The sequence below is a fragment of the Nocardia rhizosphaerihabitans genome (assembly GCF_014646295.1).
Classification (GTDB): domain Bacteria; phylum Actinomycetota; class Actinomycetes; order Mycobacteriales; family Mycobacteriaceae; genus Nocardia; species Nocardia rhizosphaerihabitans.
This window is the reverse complement of the sequence record NZ_BMNE01000003.1, coordinates 534,612-553,518: the sequence shown is the minus strand read 5'-3', so window position 1 is coordinate 553,518 and position 18,907 is coordinate 534,612. Positions and strand designations below refer to the sequence as shown.

The following is an 18,907-nucleotide window of genomic DNA, read 5'->3' as shown; positions in this document are numbered from 1 at the left end:
GGTTTTTCCCTTTCGCTGTCCCCCGACCTCGAAGCGGCTGCGGTCGAGAGCAGACTCACGACGGTGCCCAGCGCCGCGATCACCGGCGCCTGCAACGCGAGCAGCAGCAGGACGAACCCGAGCACCAGGATCACCGCGACGACGATCGGCAGATAGTCGTCCAGCGCCTGTTGCAGATCGAGATTCTCCGCGGGCGCCACCGACCAGCGCCGACGCCGGGAGCTCTGCGCGCAGTCCGGCCACGATCTCGCCCACCCGCGGCGAGGGACGGATCGACGCCGGGCACGGCCTGCAACAGCACCAGCCCGCTGTCGTCGGCAGCCGGCTGTCGTCGGCAGCCGGCTGCGGCGGGGTGACCGCGACGATACCGGCACTGTCCCGCGCGGTGCGCGCGCCCTGTTCGGCCTCGGCCGCGGGCGCGACGATCGTCACGGCACCGGGCGCGCCGACGCCCATCTGCCGCTGGACGAGTTCGTAGCCCTGGCGCACCCGCGCATCGGCCGGGACGACCTCGATCGACGGCATGGCGGTCCGCAGGCCGAGCACCGGGACGGCGAGGGCGATCAAGACCGCCACCGCCGCGACGGCGAACGGCCACGGATGAGCCTGCAGCACCCCAGCGCGCGAAACATGGGGAGCGGTGCGGTTGACGCCGCGCGAACGGCACAGCCGCCGCGTCGATCCTCGGGCCGAGCGCGCCGAGGGCCGCGGGCAGCAGGGTCAGCGTCGCGACGAGCACGAAGCCGACGGCCAGCATGATCCCGACGGCCATCGTCCGTACCCGCCCGCCGAGGCGACCAGGCCTGCCACCGTCAGCAGCAGCGGCGGCCCGGCCGCGACGAGGGAACCGAAGGCCAGCACCATGATCGCCAGGGTCACCGGCCAGGAGAACAGCTCAGCGGTGATCATCGCCTCGTGGTTGGCCTTGTTGAAATCGCTCCACAAGGCCGAAGCGCCGCGTCGTCGGTGGAGGCGTCCGCGCCCGCCACGACGATCCCGGTGTGCCCGTCCGGGCTGATCGAGAATCCCGGCTGCGGTGCGATAACCGATCCGAACCGGGTATCGCCCGCGAAGTCCGCGCTCACCCGGTCGATCGCCTGCCGCATCTGCGGGCTGTCGATGGTGGCGGTGCCGGAGTGAATCACCACCTGCACCGCGCTGAGGAGTTGCCGCCGAAGTGCCGCTGCGCGAGCTCGCGTACCCGCACCGACTCGGAGCTGTCGGCCTGCCAGCCCGCGCCTGCCAGCGCGCCGAACACGCTCGGCGCGGCGGCGCCGAGCACGATCAGCGCCAGGAGCCACACTCCGAACACCGCCCGCGCGTGTGCGGACATCGCCGCACCCCAGCGGCCGAGCACCCCCCACCCACCGACGCGGGCGCGTGGGTCTGCGTTGTGGACATAGATTCCTGCACAGTCATCCTCGAAACCGTGTTCATATACCCCTAGGAGTTTCCGCCGGTGCGACCTCAGGTTGTGCCATTCCGCCCTCGCCGTGAGGCACTTCGGCGGTAGCCGGGTCGGCCGAGAACTCGGAAGACTGGGCCTGACAGCCATCGGACCAGCGGAAAGGGGACGTTATGGAGACGACGGTCGAGCACCGGGGACTGACCGACGCCGAAGCCGTCCTGCGCAACGGCCGTGACGAAGCCGACACTCCGCCCGAGCCGCCCTCACCGAATCGGATCGGGCAATTCGCGGCACAGCTGACCCATTTCTTCGCCGCGATGCTGCTCACCCCTTCCTGAGGAGGCCCCCGATGCTCACCCCGGCTTCGGCACCGGCACAGGTGCACGAAACGCACACCGGAGTCGTGCTGCTCTACGGCGACCGCGCGTACAAGGTGAAGAAGTCGCTGCGCACCGACTTCCTCGACTTCAGTACCCCGGCACTGCGCGAACGCGCGTGCACGCGCGAACTCGGGCTCAACCGCAGGTTGGCGCCGGACGTCTACGTCGGGGTCGCGCACCTCAGCGACCCGGCGGGCGGTCCGGCCGAGCCGGTGCTGGTCATGCGTCGGATGCCGGAGACCCGCCGGTTGTCCGAGCTGCTCACCGGCGGCCACGGCCCGACCCCAGCGGCCTCGGCCGCACTGGTCTGTCTGCTGGTGCGATTCCACGACGCGGCCGCATGTGGACCCGAGATCGACCGCGAGGGCACCGTCACCGCCGTGCGCGCCCGGTGGCGTTCCCTGCTCGACCCGCTGCGCGACTCGCAGGCCGACCTCGTCGACCCCGACCTGCGCGCCCGCATCGACCGAGCCTCGATGCGCTACCTCGACGGCCGAGCCGCCCTGTTCGACAGCCGGATCGCCGACGGCTACCTCGTCGACGGCCACGGCGACCTCCTGGCCGAGGACGTCTTCGAACTCCCGGACGGCTTCCGGATCCTCGACTGCCTCGATTTCGACGACCGCCTGCGCTATGTCGATCGGCTCGACGACGTCGCGTTCCTCGCGATGGACTTCGAGTTCCTCGGCCACGGCGCGCTCGGCGACCGTCTCGTCGCGGACTACCAGCGGATGAGCGGGGACACCGCGCCCACGTCGCTGCGCGACCACTACATCGCCTACCGGTCGACCGTGCGCGCGAGGGTGGATTCGATTCGCGCCGGGCAGGGCGACCCGGCCGCGGGCGAGCGACTGCGCGCCCACCTGCGGATCGCCGCGGACCGTCTGGCCCGCGGTGCGGTGCGGCTCACCCTGGTCGGCGGCCTGCCGGGAACCGGAAAGTCGACTCTGGCCGCGGAACTCGCCGCCGAGACCGGCGCGGTCGTGCTCGCCGCCGACCACGTCCGCAAGGAGCTGGCACGAGTCGACGGGGTGCCGGCCCACATCGGGAAATTCGGGGCCGGACGTTGCTCCGACGCCAACCGGGCCCGCGTCTACGACGAACTCCTGTGGCGGGCCAGGGTTCTGCTCGCCGGCGGCGTCTCGGTGATACTCGACGCCAGCTGGACCTCCGTCGACGATCGACAGCGCGCCGCGACGACAGCCGCCGATGCCTCCGCCGATCTCGTTCGCCTGCACTGTGTCTGCCCGGCGGAACTCGCGCATCGACGCATCGACAGCCGCCACGGCCACGAATCGGACGCGACCACCGCGATCGCCGACGCGATGGCCGTGACCGCGGCACCGTGGCCCGACGCGACCACCGTCGACACCAGCGGACCCCTCGCCGACTCCGTCGCGACCGCCCTGCACGCCTGGCACGCGGGCACACCACCCGTCCCCGCCGCGACCTCGTCCTGAGCCTGCGCCCCTGTGACGTTCGTGCATCCCGAGTGACCTGGTAACGAAGGCATTTGGTCCCCGCCGAACAGGCGCAATGGCCGTCTCGGCGAACTCCCCGCACCGACCAGACTCGATGGTATGAGCGAACAATCACCCCCCCGAGTTCCTGACCCTCCGACGATCCGAGCAGCTGTCGGGCTCGGATGCCGGGCGCCGTCGATCCACAACACCCAGCCGTGGCGGTGGGTCTTCGACGGCACCTGGCTGCACCTGTTCCGCGACACCGACCGTCAACTCACCGCGGCCGACCCGCACGGCCGTCAGGCGGTGATGAGCTGCGGCGCGGCGCTCCAGCATGTGCGCACCGCGTTCGCCTCGTACTACTGGCGCACCGATGTCACCCGTCTGCCCGACCTCAACAGACCCGGCCTGCTGGCCACCCTCGAGTTCCGACCGTGGCCCGACCCACCCACCGCGGTGTTCCGGCGGGCGGAGGCGATCGAATACCGCTACACCGACCGACTACCGATGGCGGAGCCGAGCGGCTGGGCGTCGGTCAGGGCGACGCTCGACGACCTCGTCAGCGCCTACGAACTCACCCTCGACGTGCTCGACGAAGACGCGCGGGCACGACTGTCGGTCGCTTCGGAGCAATCCGGCGCGCTGCGACGCTACGACATGGAGTATCAAACCGAAATCCGGTGGTGGGCAGGTCATCCCGATACACCGGAGGGGGTGCCGCCCTCAGCGCTGGTGTCGGAGTCCGAAGCCGCCCGCGTCGGCGTCGCCCGGACGTTCCCTAGACCGGGACCCGCCGCACGCCGCGGTGACCTGCGTGACCACGCGCGGCTGGCCGTCCTCACCGCGACGAGCGAGACCCCCCTGTCCTGGCTGCATACCGGCGAGGCGCTGTCGGCGGCATTGCTCGAATGCACCGCTTCCGGCTTCTCGACCTGCGCGCTGACCCATATCACCGAACTGACAGCGGGCCGGCGACTGCTGAGCAGCCTGATCGGCCACCCCGGGGTACCGCAGGTCGTGCTGCGGATCGGCGTCGCGCCCGACGACCACCGACCGCCGCCCACCCCGCGCAGGCCGCTGGCCGATGTGCTCACCATGACGACATGACCGCGCACGACACCACAGTGAGGCAGCCACCGGATTCCGGTGGCCGCCTCACTGTTCGAGCGGAATCTACCGTCTGCTACGGACGACGATCGTCGGGATCTCCACCGAATGCAGCAACGCGGTGCTGGTCGAGCCGAGCAACATGCCGGAGAAGCCGCCGCGCCCGTGGCTGCCCACCACCACCAGCTGCGCCGAGGCCGCCTCGTCGACCAGCGAACGCACGGGCCGGTCGGCGACCACGATCCGGCGCACCGGCACATCCGGGTAGCGCTCGGCGTAGCCGGCGAGGGTTTCGGCGAGGTCGGCCTCGGCCGACTGCCGGCCCATCTCCCACCCGAACGCGGGCAGATCCAGTGCGCTGGAGTCGCTGAACGCGTGCAGGGCGACCAGCTCGACCTTGCGTCGCGATGCCTCGTCGAACGCGAGCTCGACCGCGGGCACACTGTTGGCGGTTCCGTCCACGCCGACCAGCACCGGCAGCGCCGCGGAGACCGGGTCGATCGCCGCGATGCCGTGGATTACGGCCACCGGGCAGTGTGCGTGCTGAGCCACCGCGCGGCTGACCGACCCGAGCAGCCCACGCTGGAAGGCGCCGAGGCCACGGCTGCCGACGACCAGTATCTCTGCCGTCGGCGAGCGCTCGATCAGCAGCGGCGCCGCCAGTTCGAACGCGACCTCGGTGGTGATGGTGAGGTCCTCGTCGGGGACCGCGGCGCGGGCCACCCGCTCGGCCTCACCCACCACCCGCTCGGCGTCGACCCGCAGCCATTCCAGGTCCGCCTCCCCCAGCGACATGCCGGGCCCGAACCCGGTCTGCAATGCCCCCGAGGTCAGGATGTGCAGGGGCAGGTGATGCAGCGCCGCTTCCGCCGCCGCCCACGCGGCGGCCTGATAGGAGTTCGCCGACCCGTCGACCGCGGCCAGCACGGGCCGAGGACGATGTTCGGTGGGCCGTCCCTTCTTGTCGGTCATCGTCGTTCCTTTCCTCGTCGGGGCAACCAGGCCAACGCCGGTTCACCTTCGAGCATCGTCCGGGTCGGCGAGTCGTCGGCAGGGGACAAAGTCATCGCGGGGGCGGGCCGATCGACCCCGGGTCCACCGTGATCCGCGCACGTCGGCCACACTCCCGGCAGGTCAGGACACCGGTCCCTGGCTTCGGGGACCTTCGACCCTGCCTGCCCGCACCACCGGCACGCGAGGCTGTGGACATGATCACCACGTACTTCCAGCGGCTCGATCCCCGAAAGGCCACGCTCTGCCTGTTCGCCGGGCTTCTGGCGACCTGGGCCTTCGCCGGATCCCTCGGCCTCATCACCGGCGCACTGTCTCTCGGTCCCGCCGCCGAGAGCCGCCTGCCGTGGCACAGCCCCATCCTGGCGGGCGTGCTGCTCGCGCTGGTCGTCGGCCTGCCGATGACCGTCGTCGCCCTCACCGCCACCCACAACGATCCGGCCGCCGCGCAGACGACCCTGGCCGCCGCGTATCTGCTGATCGGCTGGGTGCTGGCACAACTGCTGATCCTGCGCGAGTTCAGCTGGTTGCAGCCGGTCTGCGTGGTCTCGGCGGTGACCGTGGCCGCCCTGGGCGCACCACCGCTCGGGCACCACACCACCCTCCGGCGCTGAAACGAGAAGACCGTGCGAGCACTCGTCGTCTACGAATCCGGCCTGAGCCGAACCTCGACCCGCCAGGATGCGGCGGGCCGGGTCGAGACTCCGGTCGCGGTCGAGCTGGGCATCCGTGAGTGGCTCGACGCCGCACTGCCTGTGTCGCGACCACGCCGGGCCGCGGCGTTCGGCACGAAAATGGCCGCAGACGAAGGCACGAGCCTTCGGTGATCATCACGGCGTTCGATGTACTGCTTCATTCCGTGCACCACGGAGTTGGCGGACAATGAAGGGCGACGTTCCCCTACCCGAGAGAGAGCCATCCATGACCACGGTATTCCTGGTCGACGACCACGAGATCGTCCGGCGTGGGGTAGGCGACCTGATCGCTCTGGAACCCGACCTCGAGGTCATCGGTGAAGCGGGCACGGTCGCCCAGGCGCTGGCCCGGATACCCGCGTTGCGCCCCGATGTCGTCGTGCTCGACGTGCGCCTGCCCGACGGCAACGGCATCGAACTGTGCCGCGAACTGCTCTCGGCGGACCTGAACCTGCGCTGCCTGATCCTGACCTCGTTCACCGATGAGCAGGCCATGCTCGACGCGATCCTGGCCGGTGCCAGCGGATATGTCGTCAAGGACATCCGAAGCCTGGAACTCATCCACGCCGTCCGCGAGGTCGGCGAGGGCAAGTCGCTGTTGGACAACCGGGCCGCGGCGGCCCTGATGGCCAAGCTCCGGTCGGAGGCGCAGGAGGACACCGGGCCGCTGGCGACGCTGACGGAGCAGGAACGGATACTGCTGTCGCTGCTGGGGGAAGGCCTGACCAATCGGCAGATCGCGGCGCGCATGTTCCTGGCCGAGAAGACCGTCAAGAACTACGTGTCCCGGCTCCTGACGAAACTGGGCGTCGAACGGCGCACGCAGGCCGCGGTGATGGCCGCCGCCCTGGACCAGCCGCAGCGACGATGATGCCCTGGCTTCCTCGTCGTGCCGTGGAAGAATGCACTTCATGGACGACGAGTCGGTAGGCGGCGCGCGGCCTCCGATGACCGAGACCCTGTCCCAGCTGCGTTTGCGTGAACTGCTGGCCGAGGTCCAGGATCGGATCACCCAGATCGTCGACGTCCGCGACCGGATGGACCGGTTGATGGAGGCGATGCTCGTCGTGACGGCGGGCCTCGACCTCGACAACACGCTGCGCACCATCGTGCACACCGCCATCGAACTCGTCGACGCGGGCTACGGCGCGCTCGGCGTACGCGAGACCGACAAGACCAGCAATCAGCTCGCCGAGTTCGTCTATGAAGGCATCGACGACCGCACCCGGGTGCTGATCGGCGATCTCCCGCGCGGGCACGGCGTGCTCGGCCTGCTCATCGCCGAACCGAAACCCATTCGGCTGACCAATCTTTCGCATCACCCGTCCTCGGTCGGCTTCCCGCCCAACCACCCACCGATGCGGACCTTCCTCGGAGTGCCGGTGCAGGTGCGCGGTGAGGTGTTCGGCAACCTCTACCTGACGGAGAAGGCCGACGGTGTCGAGTTCACCGATGACGACGAGGTCGTGGTGCAGGCGCTCGCGGCCGCTGCGGGCATCGCGATCGAGAACGCTCGGCTGTACGCGCAGTCGCGGGTGCGCCAGCTCTGGCTGGAAGCGATGCGGGACGTGGCCACAGAGCTGCTGGCGGGCAGTGCGTCGGAGGAGGTGCTCGGGCTGGTCGCCGAGCGCGGTCGCCTACTGACCAATTCCGCGTGTACGTTCCTGGCGTTGCCCGAGGATCCCGACATCCCGCACGAGGAAGTCACCGAACTCGTGGTGGTCGCCGCTGCGGGTGTGGATGCCGATGTCCTGGTCGGCAGGCATATCCCGATGACGGATTCGCATTCGGCCGAGGCGTTCCGGTCCGGTCACAAGGTCGCCGCCGACTCCCCGGCCCACAACCCGATCTTCGACTCGGTCGACAATTTCGGACCTGTCCTCACGTTGCCGTTGCGCGCGAACGGCGCCGTCACCGGCGTGCTCACCACAGTGTTCCCCGCAGGCGCGCGTCAGCTCGGCGCGATGGATCAATCGCTGATGGCCGCCTACACCGATCAAGCCGCCGTGGCACTACAGCTCGCCGACAGCCAGCGCCGGATGCGGGAACTCGACCTCTACGCCGACCGCGACCGGATCGCCCGCGGCCTGCACGATCACGTCATCCAGCGGTTGTTCGCCGTCGGCCTGTCGCTGCAGAGCACCATGCAGCGAGCCAGGGCACCCGAGGTGCGCGCCCGTCTCGACGAGACCATCGACGACGTCCAGGCGATCGTGCAGGACATCCGGCATTCGATCTTCGACCTGCAGTCCAACACCGCCACCGATTCCTCGACCTACCGCAAGCGCCTGCACAACATCATCGCCGAGATGACCGACGACACCGGACTACGCACCACGGTGCGCCTGGCCGGACCCGTCACGGTATTGGAGCCGCCGCTGTCGGACCATGTCGAAGCCGTGTTGCGAGAGGCACTGAGCAATGCCGTCCGGCACGCGAAGGCCACGACCGTCTCGATCGAACTGGTGGTGCGCGACGAGGTGACCATCGAAGTCGCCGACGACGGCGCCGGCGTCGACCCCGGCGTCACCCGGCGCAGCGGCCTGGCGAATCTGGCCGCCCGCGCCGAGGAATCCGGCGGCACGTTCACAGTGAACCCCCGTGACGGCGGTGGCACCGTCCTGCGCTGGTCGGCCCCGCTGGCCTAGGCCGTCAGGTGGTGGTCGAGGCGTGGACGTCGGCCATCACCCGCGCCGTGCGCAACGACCGCCAGTACAGCGCCGGCAGGGCCGCCGCGCATTCGGTGGTGCGATCGATCTCGCGCGTGCAGCAACAGCGTCCTCGATCGCGGCAGCCGACTCCCACGACCAAGGACCCTCCGGCGCGGGCCCTGTGACTCTGCCGCACGGCCTGTGACCGGCGCACAGTGACAGAAACGGAAAGGAAGCCACCATGACCACACCCGGAACTCCGAAGCAGCCGGTCGTCGTCGGTGTGGACGGATCGGAACAGTCGCGCCGAGCGCTGCGCTGGGCCGCCGAGTTCGCCGCGCGCCACCGGGTACCGCTGCAGCTCGTCTACGCCGCCGAGGTCCCGGTCGACTACGGACCAGGCATGGCGGGGCCTCTCTACGATCTCGAAGCGCTGCGCAAGCACGGCGAGTCCGTCGTCGACGCCGCCGCTGTGGAAGCGACCGAGGTCTCCACGCCGATCGCCGAGATCACCATCTCGACCGACGCCGTCCTCGGCTCCGCGGTCCAGGTGCTCCGGCTGCGCAGCGAATCTGCGCGCCTGGTGGTCGTCGGCAGTCGGGGACGCGGCGCCTTCCGTCGTACCCTGCTCGGCTCGGTCAGCACCTCGATCGCCCGGCACGCCGGGTGCCCGGTAGCCGTGATCCCGGAGTCGGAGACGCCGCCCGACGGCCCGGTGGTGGTCGGTGTCGACGGCTCACCATGCAGCGTCGAGGCGGTCGCCATCGCCTTCGACGAAGCCGCACGGCGCGGTGCCCGCCTGATCGCGGTCCACGCCTGGTCGGAGTTCTACCGCTACGAGGCCCGCTCGACGATGCAGACCGAGGCCGAGGCGGTGCTCGCGGAAGGACTCGCCGGGTACGCCGAGAAGTATCCCGAGGTCTCGGTCGAACGGAACGTCGTGGAGGACCGCCCGGCGAAGGCGATCCTCGCAGCCGGTGCCGGGGCCCAGCTGATCGTCGTCGGCAGCCACGGTCGCGGCGGCTTCGTCGGCATGACCCTCGGCTCAGTCGCCCAGACCGTCCTGCACGGCGCCGAGGGCCCGCTGATCATCGCCCGACCGACCACGAACCACTGATCGCCACGATCGACGGTGGGGCCGGTCATGGCACCAGAACCGCCGCACCGTCGAAGCGGCCGAGGGACAGATCGCTCAGCGCGCGATCCGCGTGATCGAGCGGGTAGCGGTGGGTCGATACCGCGAGCCGACGGTCCTGCGCCAGCTCGAGGAACTCCCTGGCCTGCGCCCGAGTGTTCGAGGTGACGCTGCGAATCTGGCGCTCCCGGAACAGATGTCGCTGATAGTTCAGCGGCGGCACATCGGTGAGGTGGATGCCGGCCACAGCCAGCGTGCCACCGGCGTCCAACGCCGCCATCGCCGGCAGTACGAGGGCACCGACGGGGGCGAACAGAATCGCCGAATCCAGCGGTTCCGGTGGTGCGTCGGCGGCACCCTGCACCGAATCCGCGCCCAAGGCCAGCGCCAGCTCCCTGGCCGCCGCGTCCCTGGTCATCACATGCACCCGTGCTCCCCGGGCGAGCGCGATCTGCGCGGTGAGATGGGCGCTGCCACCGAAGCCGTAGATGCCGAGCACCCCGCCTTCGGGGACTTCAGCCCGTATCAGCGCGTGGTAGCCGATGATGCCCGCGCACAGCAGCGGTGCCAGCTCGTCGTCGCGGTAGCCGGTCGGCAAAGGCAGTGCGAAATCAGTCGGGACGGTCGCGAATTCGGCATAGCCGCCGTCGGCATCCCAGCCGGTGTAACGCGACCGCGGACACAGATTCTCCGCACCACGCAGGCAATATCGGCACTCACCACACGTATACCGCAGCCAGGGGACACCGACTCGATCGCCGACCGCGACGCTCGTGCATCCATCCGGAACCGACACGACCTCGGCGACCACCTCGTGTCCCGGTGTCACATGCTGCCGGTGCACCGGCAGGTCGCCTTCGACAACATGCAGATCAGTCCGGCACACACCGCACGACAGCACCCGCACCAGCAGCTCGCCGGCGGCGGGGACCGGAATCGGTTCATGTCCGAGTCGCAGCGGCGCCGAACCGACCGGACCCGGATGTTCTACTCGCCATGCACGCATCATCTCGCTGCTCCCTTGATCCGCCGAGCCGTGCTGATGTCCACCCTGACACGCCCCAGGCGACGGCGCGTGGAGCCGCACAGTCTGGTGTCGCCATTCGACGGTCAGTTCGCTGTAGACGGCGGGCTCGAAGAGCGCCACTGACTCGACCGTTGATCGGCGAGCGCCCTCAGCCGGGCGCGATTGCCAGGTGTGTCCGAACAGACCGCCGCCGAGCGGGGCCGCCGCCTGCTGATCGTGCACGGACTCGACCTGGCCCGCGCCGCGGCAGTCACCCCCTACGCCGTCGGCACACCGGCGGTCATCGACGCAGTACGCGCCCACGGCGCAGCAGTCCTCGCCGCCGCCGAGCGCATGACCCGGGACGTAGCGCCCGGACTCGTGGTCAGTACCGAGCGCGTTGCGGGTCACCCGGCGCAGATGGTGGTCGTCGGAAGCCACGGAGGGGGTGGGCTGCGTGGTCTCGTCCTCGGTTCGACCGGCAATTGGCTTGTCCAGCATGCCCACTGCCGCCGAGGACCTGCGATGAGGAACACGACAGCTTTCGCGGTCGGTGCCGCGACCTACTTCGCCGGACTCGGACTGGGGTATTCGTTTTCTCCTGCGCAAACGGTTCGCGACTTGGGGCGCGACCCGCGACGAGGTCGAGCGCACGATGCCCGGCGACGAATTGCTCCCGGCCCCTGATATTCGCACAACCAGGGCGATCACCGTCTCAGCCGAACCGGCGGCGATATGGCGTGGCTCGTGCAGATCGGCCCCGGGCGCGGCGGCGCGTACACCTACGACTGGATCGAGAACCTGTTCGGCCTCGACATGCACAGCGCCGACGAGATCCTGCCCCGATTCCAGCATCCGGCGCTCGGCGACGTGATCGCGCTCGGCGCGCAGGGCCCCCGAATGCGTATCCGCGTGCTCGAACCCGACCGGTCGCTCGTGTTCGGCTCCGAGGACGGCGCCTGGGTCTGGTCGTTCAACCTCTACCCCGAACCCGCCGGTACCCGGCTGATCAGCCGCAATCTCATCTCGATGACCGGGTCATCGCTGCGGACACGGTTGTTCACCCGCCTCGTCGCTGAACCGGGCAGCTTGGTCATGGAGCGAAAGATGCTCTCGGGCATCCGAACCCGTGCCGAGTCACTCGCCCGCCCGTCGGCGATCTGAAAGGAGTCTTCGATGTTCGCCATGGTCTACGACGGCCCGGGACGTCCGCACCGTCGCGACGTACCCGATCCGAGGATCCTCGACAGCACCGACGCCGTCGTCAGAGTCGGCACGGCCACCATCTGCGGAACCGACCTGCACATTCTCCAGGGTGATGTGCCCGAGGTCGAGCGCGGACGGATCCTCGGCCACGAAGCCGTCGGAACCGTCGCCGCCATCGGCAGCGCGGTGCGCACCTTGCGGGTCGGGGATCGAGTTCTCGTGTCTGTATCTCCGCATGGGGAGCCTGCGCATACTGCCGAGAGGCCCGCTACGGGCAGTGCACCGGGCGGCGGATGGCTGCTCGGCCACGAAATCGACGGCACCCATGCGGAATCGGTGCGCGTGCCGTGCGCCGACATGTCGACCCATCGGATTCCGCCCGGCATCAGCGACGAACAAATGCTCATGCTGGCCGATATCCTGCCCACCAGCTACGAGGTCGGGGTTCGCAACGGCAGGGTGCGGCCGGGCGATACCGTGGTCATCGTCGGCGCGGGACCGATCGGGCTGGCCGCGGTGATGACCGCGCGGCTCTACAGCCCGAGCCGCATCGTCGTCATCGACCTCGCCGGCACCCGGTTGGCAGCCGCGTACGCACTCGGTGTCGATCCGGTGCTCAACAGCCGCCGCGACGATGTGCGTGGCCGGCTCGCCGAGCTCACCGGTGGCCGGGGTGCCGATGTGACGTTGGAGGCGGTCGGTGCAGTCGTAGGCAGGATCGTCATGACCACCGCCCAGCATGGGCCCGGATACCCGTCCTCGGATCGAACTCGCCCATGTCCTTCCTACCGCGCGCGTGCCAGTAGTTCCGCTATGCCGTCCTCGATACCGGCCGCGATCAGGTCGATGTCGGGTGTGGAGTCGTAGTCGCCGGTGATTCCGAAGACCAGATTGTCGCCGTAGCTCAGGATCGCGATCGTGGTGCGCAGGCGCATCGCGAGAGGAATGCAGGGCCAGATCTCCGCCACCGCACGACCGTCCAGGCTCAGTCGTCTGCGGGGTCCCGGCACATTGGTAGCCAGCGCGCCGACGCTGCGCTGCGGAAAGTGGCCGGCCAGCCGGAATGCCCACGCCCCGACAGCGAACGGCAGCAGCTCCGCCACCTCCAGAATTGACTTCTCGGCCTCGGCTTCGCCCCGCGCGCGGTGGCGCGCGACGCGCTCATGGACGGCGCTCAACCGCTCGACCGGATCGGCGAACTCCACCGGGAGATGCGGGAGAATCGCCGAAACACGGTTGTCCAGAGCGAATTCGGCATCGGTGGCACGCATGGACACCGGGACCAGAATTCGTACTCCGCCCGCCGTCGGATCCTCGCCGCGGTCGTGCAGAAGTCGCCGATAGGCCGCGGTGACGGCGGCCAAGGCCACGTCGTTGACCGAGGTTCCGAATGCCGTCTCGACGGCGCGGATATCGGTCATCGACACCCTCGCGACGGCATAGCGGCGCTGGCGACCGAGAGGTCCGTTCAAGGACGACGGGCTGCCCGGAGCCACCGCCGCGGACACCACGGGAACGAGCGCGCGCATCATCGAGAGGGCGAAGCGCGGTGCCGTGACCGGTAGCCGAATCGCCCTGGTCACCCACTCGACGAGACCGGCACCCGATGTGCTCGATGTGCGCGTACTCGCCGGTGCGACGCGGTCTGCGGCGGCATCGCACAGCTGCTCGAACAACGCGATTCCCGACATGCCGTCGACCATGCTGTGGTGGGCTTTCACGATCAATGCCCATCGATCGCCTGTCAATTGTTCGACGACCACGCACTGCCACAGCGGATGGTCCCGGTCGAGCCGTTGCTCCAGTTCGGTGGCGACGAGCTCCCGCAAGGCCGACTCGTCGTGCGGGCCGGGCACCGCGGTCCACCGGATGTGGTGCGCCAGGTCGAAATCGGGGTCTCGCTCCCACACCGGTGCGGACAGATTCAGCGGCTTTCTGCGTACTCGCCGGCGCAGAAGCTCGACGTGATCGATCCGCTTCTGCAGCCACGCGACGAACTCGGCGCGTGTCGGCGCCGGCCCGGCCACTATCGCGACGGCACCGATTCCCAGGCTGATGTGGCGATCGGTGTCCTCCAGTTCCATGAATCCCCAATCGAGGGGGTGTAGCTCTGTCATCGGTCGACCTCGACGTAGGTGCTGTGGTGGCCGCCCCGTTGCCGTGTACGCGCGACCGGTGATCTGATCCTCGCCGGTGCGGCCGGGGACGGCGAGAGAACATGGTCAACGATCACCGGCCGAACTGCCCTTCCTGCCCGACGGCCAGCGGTCCAGCCGGTGCCATTGGACCCTGCGTTACGGGCACCACGGCTCTGACCGGCGACGATTCTCGCGTGGGGACATGACCGAGCACAGCGTGCACTGCACCAACCCGGCCGCCGACCGAACACCACGCGGTGCTTACGACGCGTTCATCTTCGCCACGATGCAGGACATCCGGTCGGCCGACGAGCACGTGCTGGCCGCGGCCCGCGAGGACGCGATCATCGCGGCACCGTCGGTCACGGTGACCACTGAACTCGCGACCGGCAACCCCACCCGCACCCTCATCGATGCCTCGGCGCACGCGCATCTGCTGGTTCTCGGGGCGACAGCGTCGGTCGGTTCGATCGCCCACCTCGGCTCGACGCTGCTGTCGGTGACCGCGCACGCGCACGGCGAGGTCGTCATCGTGCGCGGGCCCGATCCCGATCGCAACAGCGGACCTGTCGTCGTGGTGTCGACGGCAGCAGCGTCGGCGAGCCTGCCGTCGGCGCCGCGTTCGCCGCGCTGGTCACGAACCGCGCAGCTGCTCGTCGTCGGCAGCCGCGGTCGCGGCGGATTCCGGGGTCTGATGCTCGGATCGACCAGCAACTGGCTCCTGCCCGCGGTCGGTCTGCCGGTCGAGAATCGCTGCGATGGCGTCGAGCCCCAGGTCCAGCTCCCGCAACACCAGGATTTGCTGCAGCTGTCCGGCACCTCGACGCTCAACATTGACGCAGCGTCAACCTGGCGACCTTCGGATGCCGAAGAGCGGCAGGCATTCCGCCAGAGCCCTGGTTGTCTTCGAAGGCGCCGGAGACCGCCGAGTTCGCTCCGAGATGGGCGAAGCCCAGCTCCAGGACCGCGGCACTCATTTCCGTTCCGATTCCTTGGCCGTGGTGGGTTCGGCCGAGCCAGGAGCCGGTGTTCACCTCGGCGCAGATCGCGAAGTTCTTGGCGGCGAGCGTGTCCACTCCGCGGTGAACGGTTGCACAGCCGGATCGTGCACCCCTCGGCGGCCAGCCCGGCCAGTGCACCCAGGTCCTCCAGGCCGGGCAATCTCAGTTCCAGTCGTGGTGTCGCACCTGCAATCCGGCCAGGGGCCGGTGCGTCCTCAGGCTCATACCGGTCATCATGACCATCGGGCGGCCGTCGCGGCCATCGATTTGTCTGGTGCTGGAAGTGCATCAGAGGGCGTTGATCCGGGCGAGCGCGTCGAAGGACAGGTCGCCTGCCTGCCACAGGGCGGTGACCTCCGCGCGCACGGCGGGCGCGAGGGCGGGGTCTTGCAGCGCAAGGCCATTGGTGAAGATGACGGTATTGGCGCCCAGGTCGGCGGCGATGAGCATCTGCTCGGTGGCGACGCCCGCGCCGAACAGCTGATCGAGTCCATCGCCTACGAAGTAGAACCGCCACAGTGGACCGAGGTCGGCGCCGTAGACCGCTTTGGTGCGGTCGATGATCACGTCGCCGACGGCGGCGATGCTCGCGACGATCTTGAAGTAGTCCGGGGTATTCTCGGTTCGACTGCGCACTGCCGCAACCGAATACGTCAGGTCGACGGTGAGATGGGCGTTGTAGCCCGCCATCGCGGTGCGAGCCCTGGATACGCCGCAGTCCTGGGCGAGGGCGAAATAGTGGGCCCAGTGGGGTTCGGTGACGCCGCCGGTGAATTCGGCGTGCAGATTGTCCAGGAACCGGCGCAGGAGTTCCGTGCTGATCGCGTGCGCGTATTCGCGGTTCGCGAACGCGGCGGGGTCGCGCTGTAGGGGCATGACGGCCGCGTATTCGACGCCGTCGAGGCCGATGGCGAACAGACCGCGCAGATCCCGGTGGGCGACGAGGATCTCGGTGATCCGGTCGTGCCGGTCCACCGCGTTCTCGAGTCGCGCGAGACTGTCGGCGCCGGCGATCGTCGAGGTATCCGACAGCCGTGCGATGTCGGCGATATCGGCAGAAGACAGCGTCGAACCGCACGCGGTGTCGCGAACAGCGCCGGTGGCCGGTGCCGCGACGACCGCGGGCAGGGTCATGATCAGGGCCGCAGCGACAGCAGCTATTCCGCTCGATACACGCACCCGCAGATTCCACCACCCGTGAGTGAGAACCGCAGCATACGACACGGCGCGAAGCGGGTCGTCGAACCGAGCGAACGGTGCGATAGCCTGGGCGAATGCCGGAAACCATTGCGATTTCAGGGACCGGCGGACACATCGGCGGGCGCGCCGCCCGGATTCTCGCGGACTCGGGCGCGCCGTTGCCGCTGCTGGGGCGCACTCTCGACGATCTGCCCTCGATCCAGGGCGCCACGGCGGCGATCACTGGTACACCGAGCAGGCCATCCGCGAGTCCGGCCTGGATTTCACGTGCCTGCGCGACAACCGGTATCAGGGCATCATCCCCCACTTCGCCGACGCCGACGGCGTGATCGCCGGCCCGGCGGGCGACGGCAAGGTCGCCGCCGTGACCCGCGCGGATGTCGCCGACTGCGCTGCCGCGGTACTCACTTCGACCACCTACACCGGTGCCGTCCCTCACCGATCACCCGGCCACCGATTCCACCGACTATCTGGCCACGCTCCCGAAACAGTCCTGACCGGGGCTCACACCAGGCGCAAGCTGGTGATGATCTTCTTGGCCTGGTCGGCAGTGAGTTCGCCGGTGGCGTTGCGGTCGACGAGGAGGGTCAGCACCAGCAACGTGTCGGCTGCGTTCTTGAAGGCGAAGGTGTACACCGAGTAGGAGTCGGCGGTGCAGCCGGCGATCGCGGGCTTCCAGGGTCCGGTGCTCTCGACGAACTGGCCGGTGACACCGCTCTGGGTCGTCAGCGCGGTCGGCGAGGTCAACTTTCCGCCGGTCGGATCCGAGTATCCGCCTGCCGCAGCGATTTTCGCGACAGCTTTGGCGGCGGAAGCAGGATCGGATTCGGTGGTCGTGGTGACGCCTGCCATGGCGCGATAGGCCGATCCGGGGCAGTAGCTCTCGCCCTCGGTCGCCTGGCCGCGGCCGTTCATCGAGCCGAGCGCCGTGGTGAAGGATATGGTGTCGTACTCGGCGGAGACCGACCATGCAGACGGCACGTCGTAGGCGACGCGGTAGGAGGCGACGAGCACGCCCTTCGAACCCGGCGTCGCCGGTGCGGTGGTCGTGCCGGTCAACGGTCCCGCTTTCACCGTCGTCGCGGTGGTCGAGGTCGCCGCGGCGGTGGTGTCGTCGGAGCTGCTGGCGCCGATCACGACGGCGGCGATCCCGACGACAGCGATCAACGCGACCACGACGACCACCGCGATGATCACCCCGGCGCCAGTGTTTCGGCGAGGCGGTCCCGGATTCGGTTGCGGCGCATACCCGTACGGCTGCTGCACATAGGGCTGCTGACCGTAGGGTTGTGGCGCATACGGCTGCTGACCATACGGCGGTTGCCCGTACCCGGGCTGCGGCGCACCGTACTGCGGCGGCGGATATCCACCCGGCTGCTGCGGGATGGCAGGCTGGGAGTACGGGTCGGCTCCGGTCTGCGGGGTCTCCCCCGACATCCCCGGCGCCTCCCACCAGCGATCGCTGTCGTTTGCCACGTCGAGTCCTCCCTCGCCACCTGCCTCCGCGACCGTCCTGCGGGTCAGGCCAGGTTCACCCGTCAGCGTAATAGTGAACCGTTCTCGACGGGCGGCGTGGGCTGGTCGGCTACAACGCGCTGATCCGGTCGGCGGCAGCGACGGTGGCGGAACCGAGCTCGCTCAGCGCCGCCGCCGACAGGCGGGTGTCGGGGCAGCTGACGACCGCGGCCACCACCGCGCCGCCCGCATCACGCACCGGCGCGGCCAGGGTGACGACGGCGTTCTCGGGTCCGAGCTCGTCGGGCAGATAGTCGATGGTGATCAGTTCGGTGATGACCGAGCCCAGCTGCGCGCGCAACGCGGCGGTGATCGGCGAATCACGCAGGCCCGCCAGCACTTCCAGCATCGGCGTCGAATCGTCGACCAAACGTTCGACCGAGTAGCCGCGGGCACGGATTTCCGCGAGGACGAGGGCCAGCCGGTCGCGGTGGACCGGATCGGCGGTCGCGAGCCACGCCTGCCGGGCCGGTTCGGGCGCCCAGGCGACGAATTCACGGCAAACAGGCGGCGCGAGTGGGAGCCTGCGGCCCGTGCGGATCCAGCCCGCGGACGGGTTCCCGACGACCTCGGTGACCACGATGCTGTCGCCGTCGCGTTCGGCGAGAAACACCGGATCGCCGGTGCGCTCGAACAGGGCACGCAGGTGCGGCGCAGCAGTGCGGCGCAGCGGAAAGGCGGCCTCGGCCCGGCGCGCGACGGTGAGCAGGCGCAGACCGATGCCGTAGCAGCCGTCGTCGTCGCGCACGGTCCAGCCGTCCGCGGTGAGCTGGGTGAGCACCGCGTGCGCGGTGGCCCTGGACAGTCCCGCTTCGCGAACGATCCGGGCCAGCGACAGCCGGTCCGTCGGGTGCCGCGAGAGCAGCTCGAGCACCTTCACGACCCGCTGCGTCGGCGGCGACGCGGCACCCACCTCGCCCACCGAATCAGCGGTCGCCTCTTGACCGGCGCCCACGGCCCGGCTTATCGTCGGTGTCACAATATCGAACAA

The 18,907-nt window shown here is 69.4% G+C and carries 19 protein-coding genes and 1 pseudogene; 11 read left to right on the top strand and 9 right to left on the bottom strand.

Annotated elements, in window-relative coordinates; genetic code table 11:
- Window positions 1–32: 32 nt before the first annotated feature.
- Window positions 33–1,333 (bottom strand): annotated as a pseudogene (locus IEY60_RS15430) (MMPL family transporter); the annotation flags it as partial.
- A gap of 245 nt (window positions 1,334–1,578) precedes the next feature.
- Between IEY60_RS15430 and IEY60_RS15425 the strand changes: the two are divergent.
- The 3 genes from IEY60_RS15425 to IEY60_RS15415 all read left to right on the top strand — a co-directional run bounded on the left by IEY60_RS15425 (window position 1,579) and on the right by IEY60_RS15415 (window position 4,358).
- Window positions 1,579–1,746, top strand: a complete 168-nt coding sequence (locus tag IEY60_RS15425; RefSeq protein WP_189028575.1) for a hypothetical protein — start codon at window positions 1,579–1,581, stop codon at window positions 1,744–1,746.
- Window positions 1,747–1,757: 11 nt separating this feature from the next.
- Complete coding sequence (locus tag IEY60_RS15420) at window positions 1,758–3,248, top strand: bifunctional aminoglycoside phosphotransferase/ATP-binding protein (protein WP_189028572.1); 1,491 nt, start codon at window positions 1,758–1,760, stop codon at window positions 3,246–3,248.
- 120 nt (window positions 3,249–3,368) lie between these two features.
- Window positions 3,369–4,358 (top strand): Acg family FMN-binding oxidoreductase, encoded by a 990-nt coding sequence (locus IEY60_RS15415; protein ID WP_189028570.1) that lies wholly within the window; start codon window positions 3,369–3,371, stop codon window positions 4,356–4,358.
- A gap of 66 nt (window positions 4,359–4,424) precedes the next feature.
- Here IEY60_RS15415 and IEY60_RS15410 read toward each other — a convergent pair whose 3' ends face one another.
- Complete coding sequence (locus IEY60_RS15410) at window positions 4,425–5,330, bottom strand: universal stress protein (RefSeq protein WP_189028568.1); 906 nt, start codon at window positions 5,328–5,330, stop codon at window positions 4,425–4,427.
- A 236-nt stretch (window positions 5,331–5,566) separates the two neighbouring features.
- Here IEY60_RS15410 and IEY60_RS15405 point away from each other — a divergent pair, with 236 nt between their 5' ends.
- From IEY60_RS15405 to IEY60_RS15385, 5 genes are all read left to right on the top strand, one after another.
- On the top strand, window positions 5,567–5,983 hold the full coding sequence (locus tag IEY60_RS15405) for a hypothetical protein (protein ID WP_189028566.1): 417 nt from the start codon (window positions 5,567–5,569) through the stop codon (window positions 5,981–5,983).
- 12 nt (window positions 5,984–5,995) lie between these two features.
- Window positions 5,996–6,196 carry a hypothetical protein gene (locus tag IEY60_RS15400; RefSeq protein ID WP_189028564.1) on the top strand — a complete coding sequence of 67 codons (201 nt, stop codon included), beginning with the start codon at window positions 5,996–5,998 and terminating at the stop codon, window positions 6,194–6,196.
- A gap of 94 nt (window positions 6,197–6,290) precedes the next feature.
- Window positions 6,291–6,935, top strand: a complete 645-nt coding sequence (locus IEY60_RS15395; RefSeq protein WP_189028562.1) for a response regulator — start codon at window positions 6,291–6,293, stop codon at window positions 6,933–6,935.
- Window positions 6,936–6,975: 40 nt separating this feature from the next.
- Window positions 6,976–8,712, top strand: coding sequence for a sensor histidine kinase (locus IEY60_RS15390; RefSeq protein ID WP_189028560.1), 1,737 nt, complete (start codon window positions 6,976–6,978; stop codon window positions 8,710–8,712).
- Window positions 8,713–8,956: 244 nt separating this feature from the next.
- Window positions 8,957–9,832, top strand: a complete 876-nt coding sequence (locus IEY60_RS15385) for a universal stress protein (RefSeq protein ID WP_189028558.1) — start codon at window positions 8,957–8,959, stop codon at window positions 9,830–9,832.
- A 25-nt stretch (window positions 9,833–9,857) separates the two neighbouring features.
- On the opposite strand, the gene IEY60_RS15380 is transcribed toward IEY60_RS15385, so the two are convergent.
- Window positions 9,858–10,856 carry a zinc-binding alcohol dehydrogenase family protein gene (locus IEY60_RS15380; RefSeq protein ID WP_189029428.1) on the bottom strand — a complete coding sequence of 333 codons (999 nt, stop codon included), beginning with the start codon at window positions 10,854–10,856 and terminating at the stop codon, window positions 9,858–9,860.
- 192 nt (window positions 10,857–11,048) lie between these two features.
- Here IEY60_RS15380 and IEY60_RS36520 point away from each other — a divergent pair, with 192 nt between their 5' ends.
- From IEY60_RS36520 to IEY60_RS15365, 3 genes are read left to right on the top strand one after another with little or no spacing between them, the layout of a single operon-like run.
- Complete coding sequence (locus tag IEY60_RS36520; protein ID WP_373291717.1) at window positions 11,049–11,543, top strand: universal stress protein; 495 nt, start codon at window positions 11,049–11,051, stop codon at window positions 11,541–11,543.
- A gap of 48 nt (window positions 11,544–11,591) precedes the next feature.
- Entirely contained in the window at window positions 11,592–12,020 is a 429-nt protein-coding gene (locus IEY60_RS15370) for a hypothetical protein (RefSeq protein ID WP_189028556.1), read from the top strand.
- Window positions 12,021–12,032: 12 nt separating this feature from the next.
- Window positions 12,033–12,929, top strand: a complete 897-nt coding sequence (locus IEY60_RS15365; protein ID WP_229739853.1) for an alcohol dehydrogenase catalytic domain-containing protein — start codon at window positions 12,033–12,035, stop codon at window positions 12,927–12,929.
- Here IEY60_RS15365 and IEY60_RS15360 read toward each other — a convergent pair.
- The 6 genes from IEY60_RS15360 to IEY60_RS15335 form a co-directional block, all read right to left on the bottom strand.
- Window positions 12,848–14,179, bottom strand: coding sequence for a wax ester/triacylglycerol synthase family O-acyltransferase (locus tag IEY60_RS15360; protein ID WP_189028554.1), 1,332 nt, complete (start codon window positions 14,177–14,179; stop codon window positions 12,848–12,850). The two genes, IEY60_RS15365 and IEY60_RS15360, sit on opposite strands and share 82 nt — an antisense overlap.
- Window positions 14,180–14,834: 655 nt before the next feature.
- A complete protein-coding gene (locus IEY60_RS35770; RefSeq protein WP_229739852.1) occupies window positions 14,835–14,993 on the bottom strand; it encodes a hypothetical protein in 159 nt (52 codons plus the stop codon).
- A 34-nt stretch (window positions 14,994–15,027) separates the two neighbouring features.
- Window positions 15,028–15,276 (bottom strand): GNAT family N-acetyltransferase, encoded by a 249-nt coding sequence (locus tag IEY60_RS35765; RefSeq protein ID WP_229739851.1) that lies wholly within the window; start codon window positions 15,274–15,276, stop codon window positions 15,028–15,030.
- A 213-nt stretch (window positions 15,277–15,489) separates the two neighbouring features.
- The gene (locus tag IEY60_RS15345) at window positions 15,490–16,380 is read right to left on the bottom strand and encodes a DUF5995 family protein (protein ID WP_189028552.1); all 891 of its coding nucleotides are present in this window, start codon (window positions 16,378–16,380) and stop codon (window positions 15,490–15,492) included.
- Window positions 16,381–16,905: 525 nt separating this feature from the next.
- Entirely contained in the window at window positions 16,906–17,877 is a 972-nt protein-coding gene (locus IEY60_RS15340) for a DUF8017 domain-containing protein (protein WP_189028550.1), read from the bottom strand.
- 109 nt (window positions 17,878–17,986) lie between these two features.
- The gene (locus tag IEY60_RS15335; protein ID WP_229739850.1) at window positions 17,987–18,895 is read right to left on the bottom strand and encodes an IclR family transcriptional regulator; all 909 of its coding nucleotides are present in this window, start codon (window positions 18,893–18,895) and stop codon (window positions 17,987–17,989) included.
- Between the last annotated feature and the right edge of the window lie 12 nt (window positions 18,896–18,907).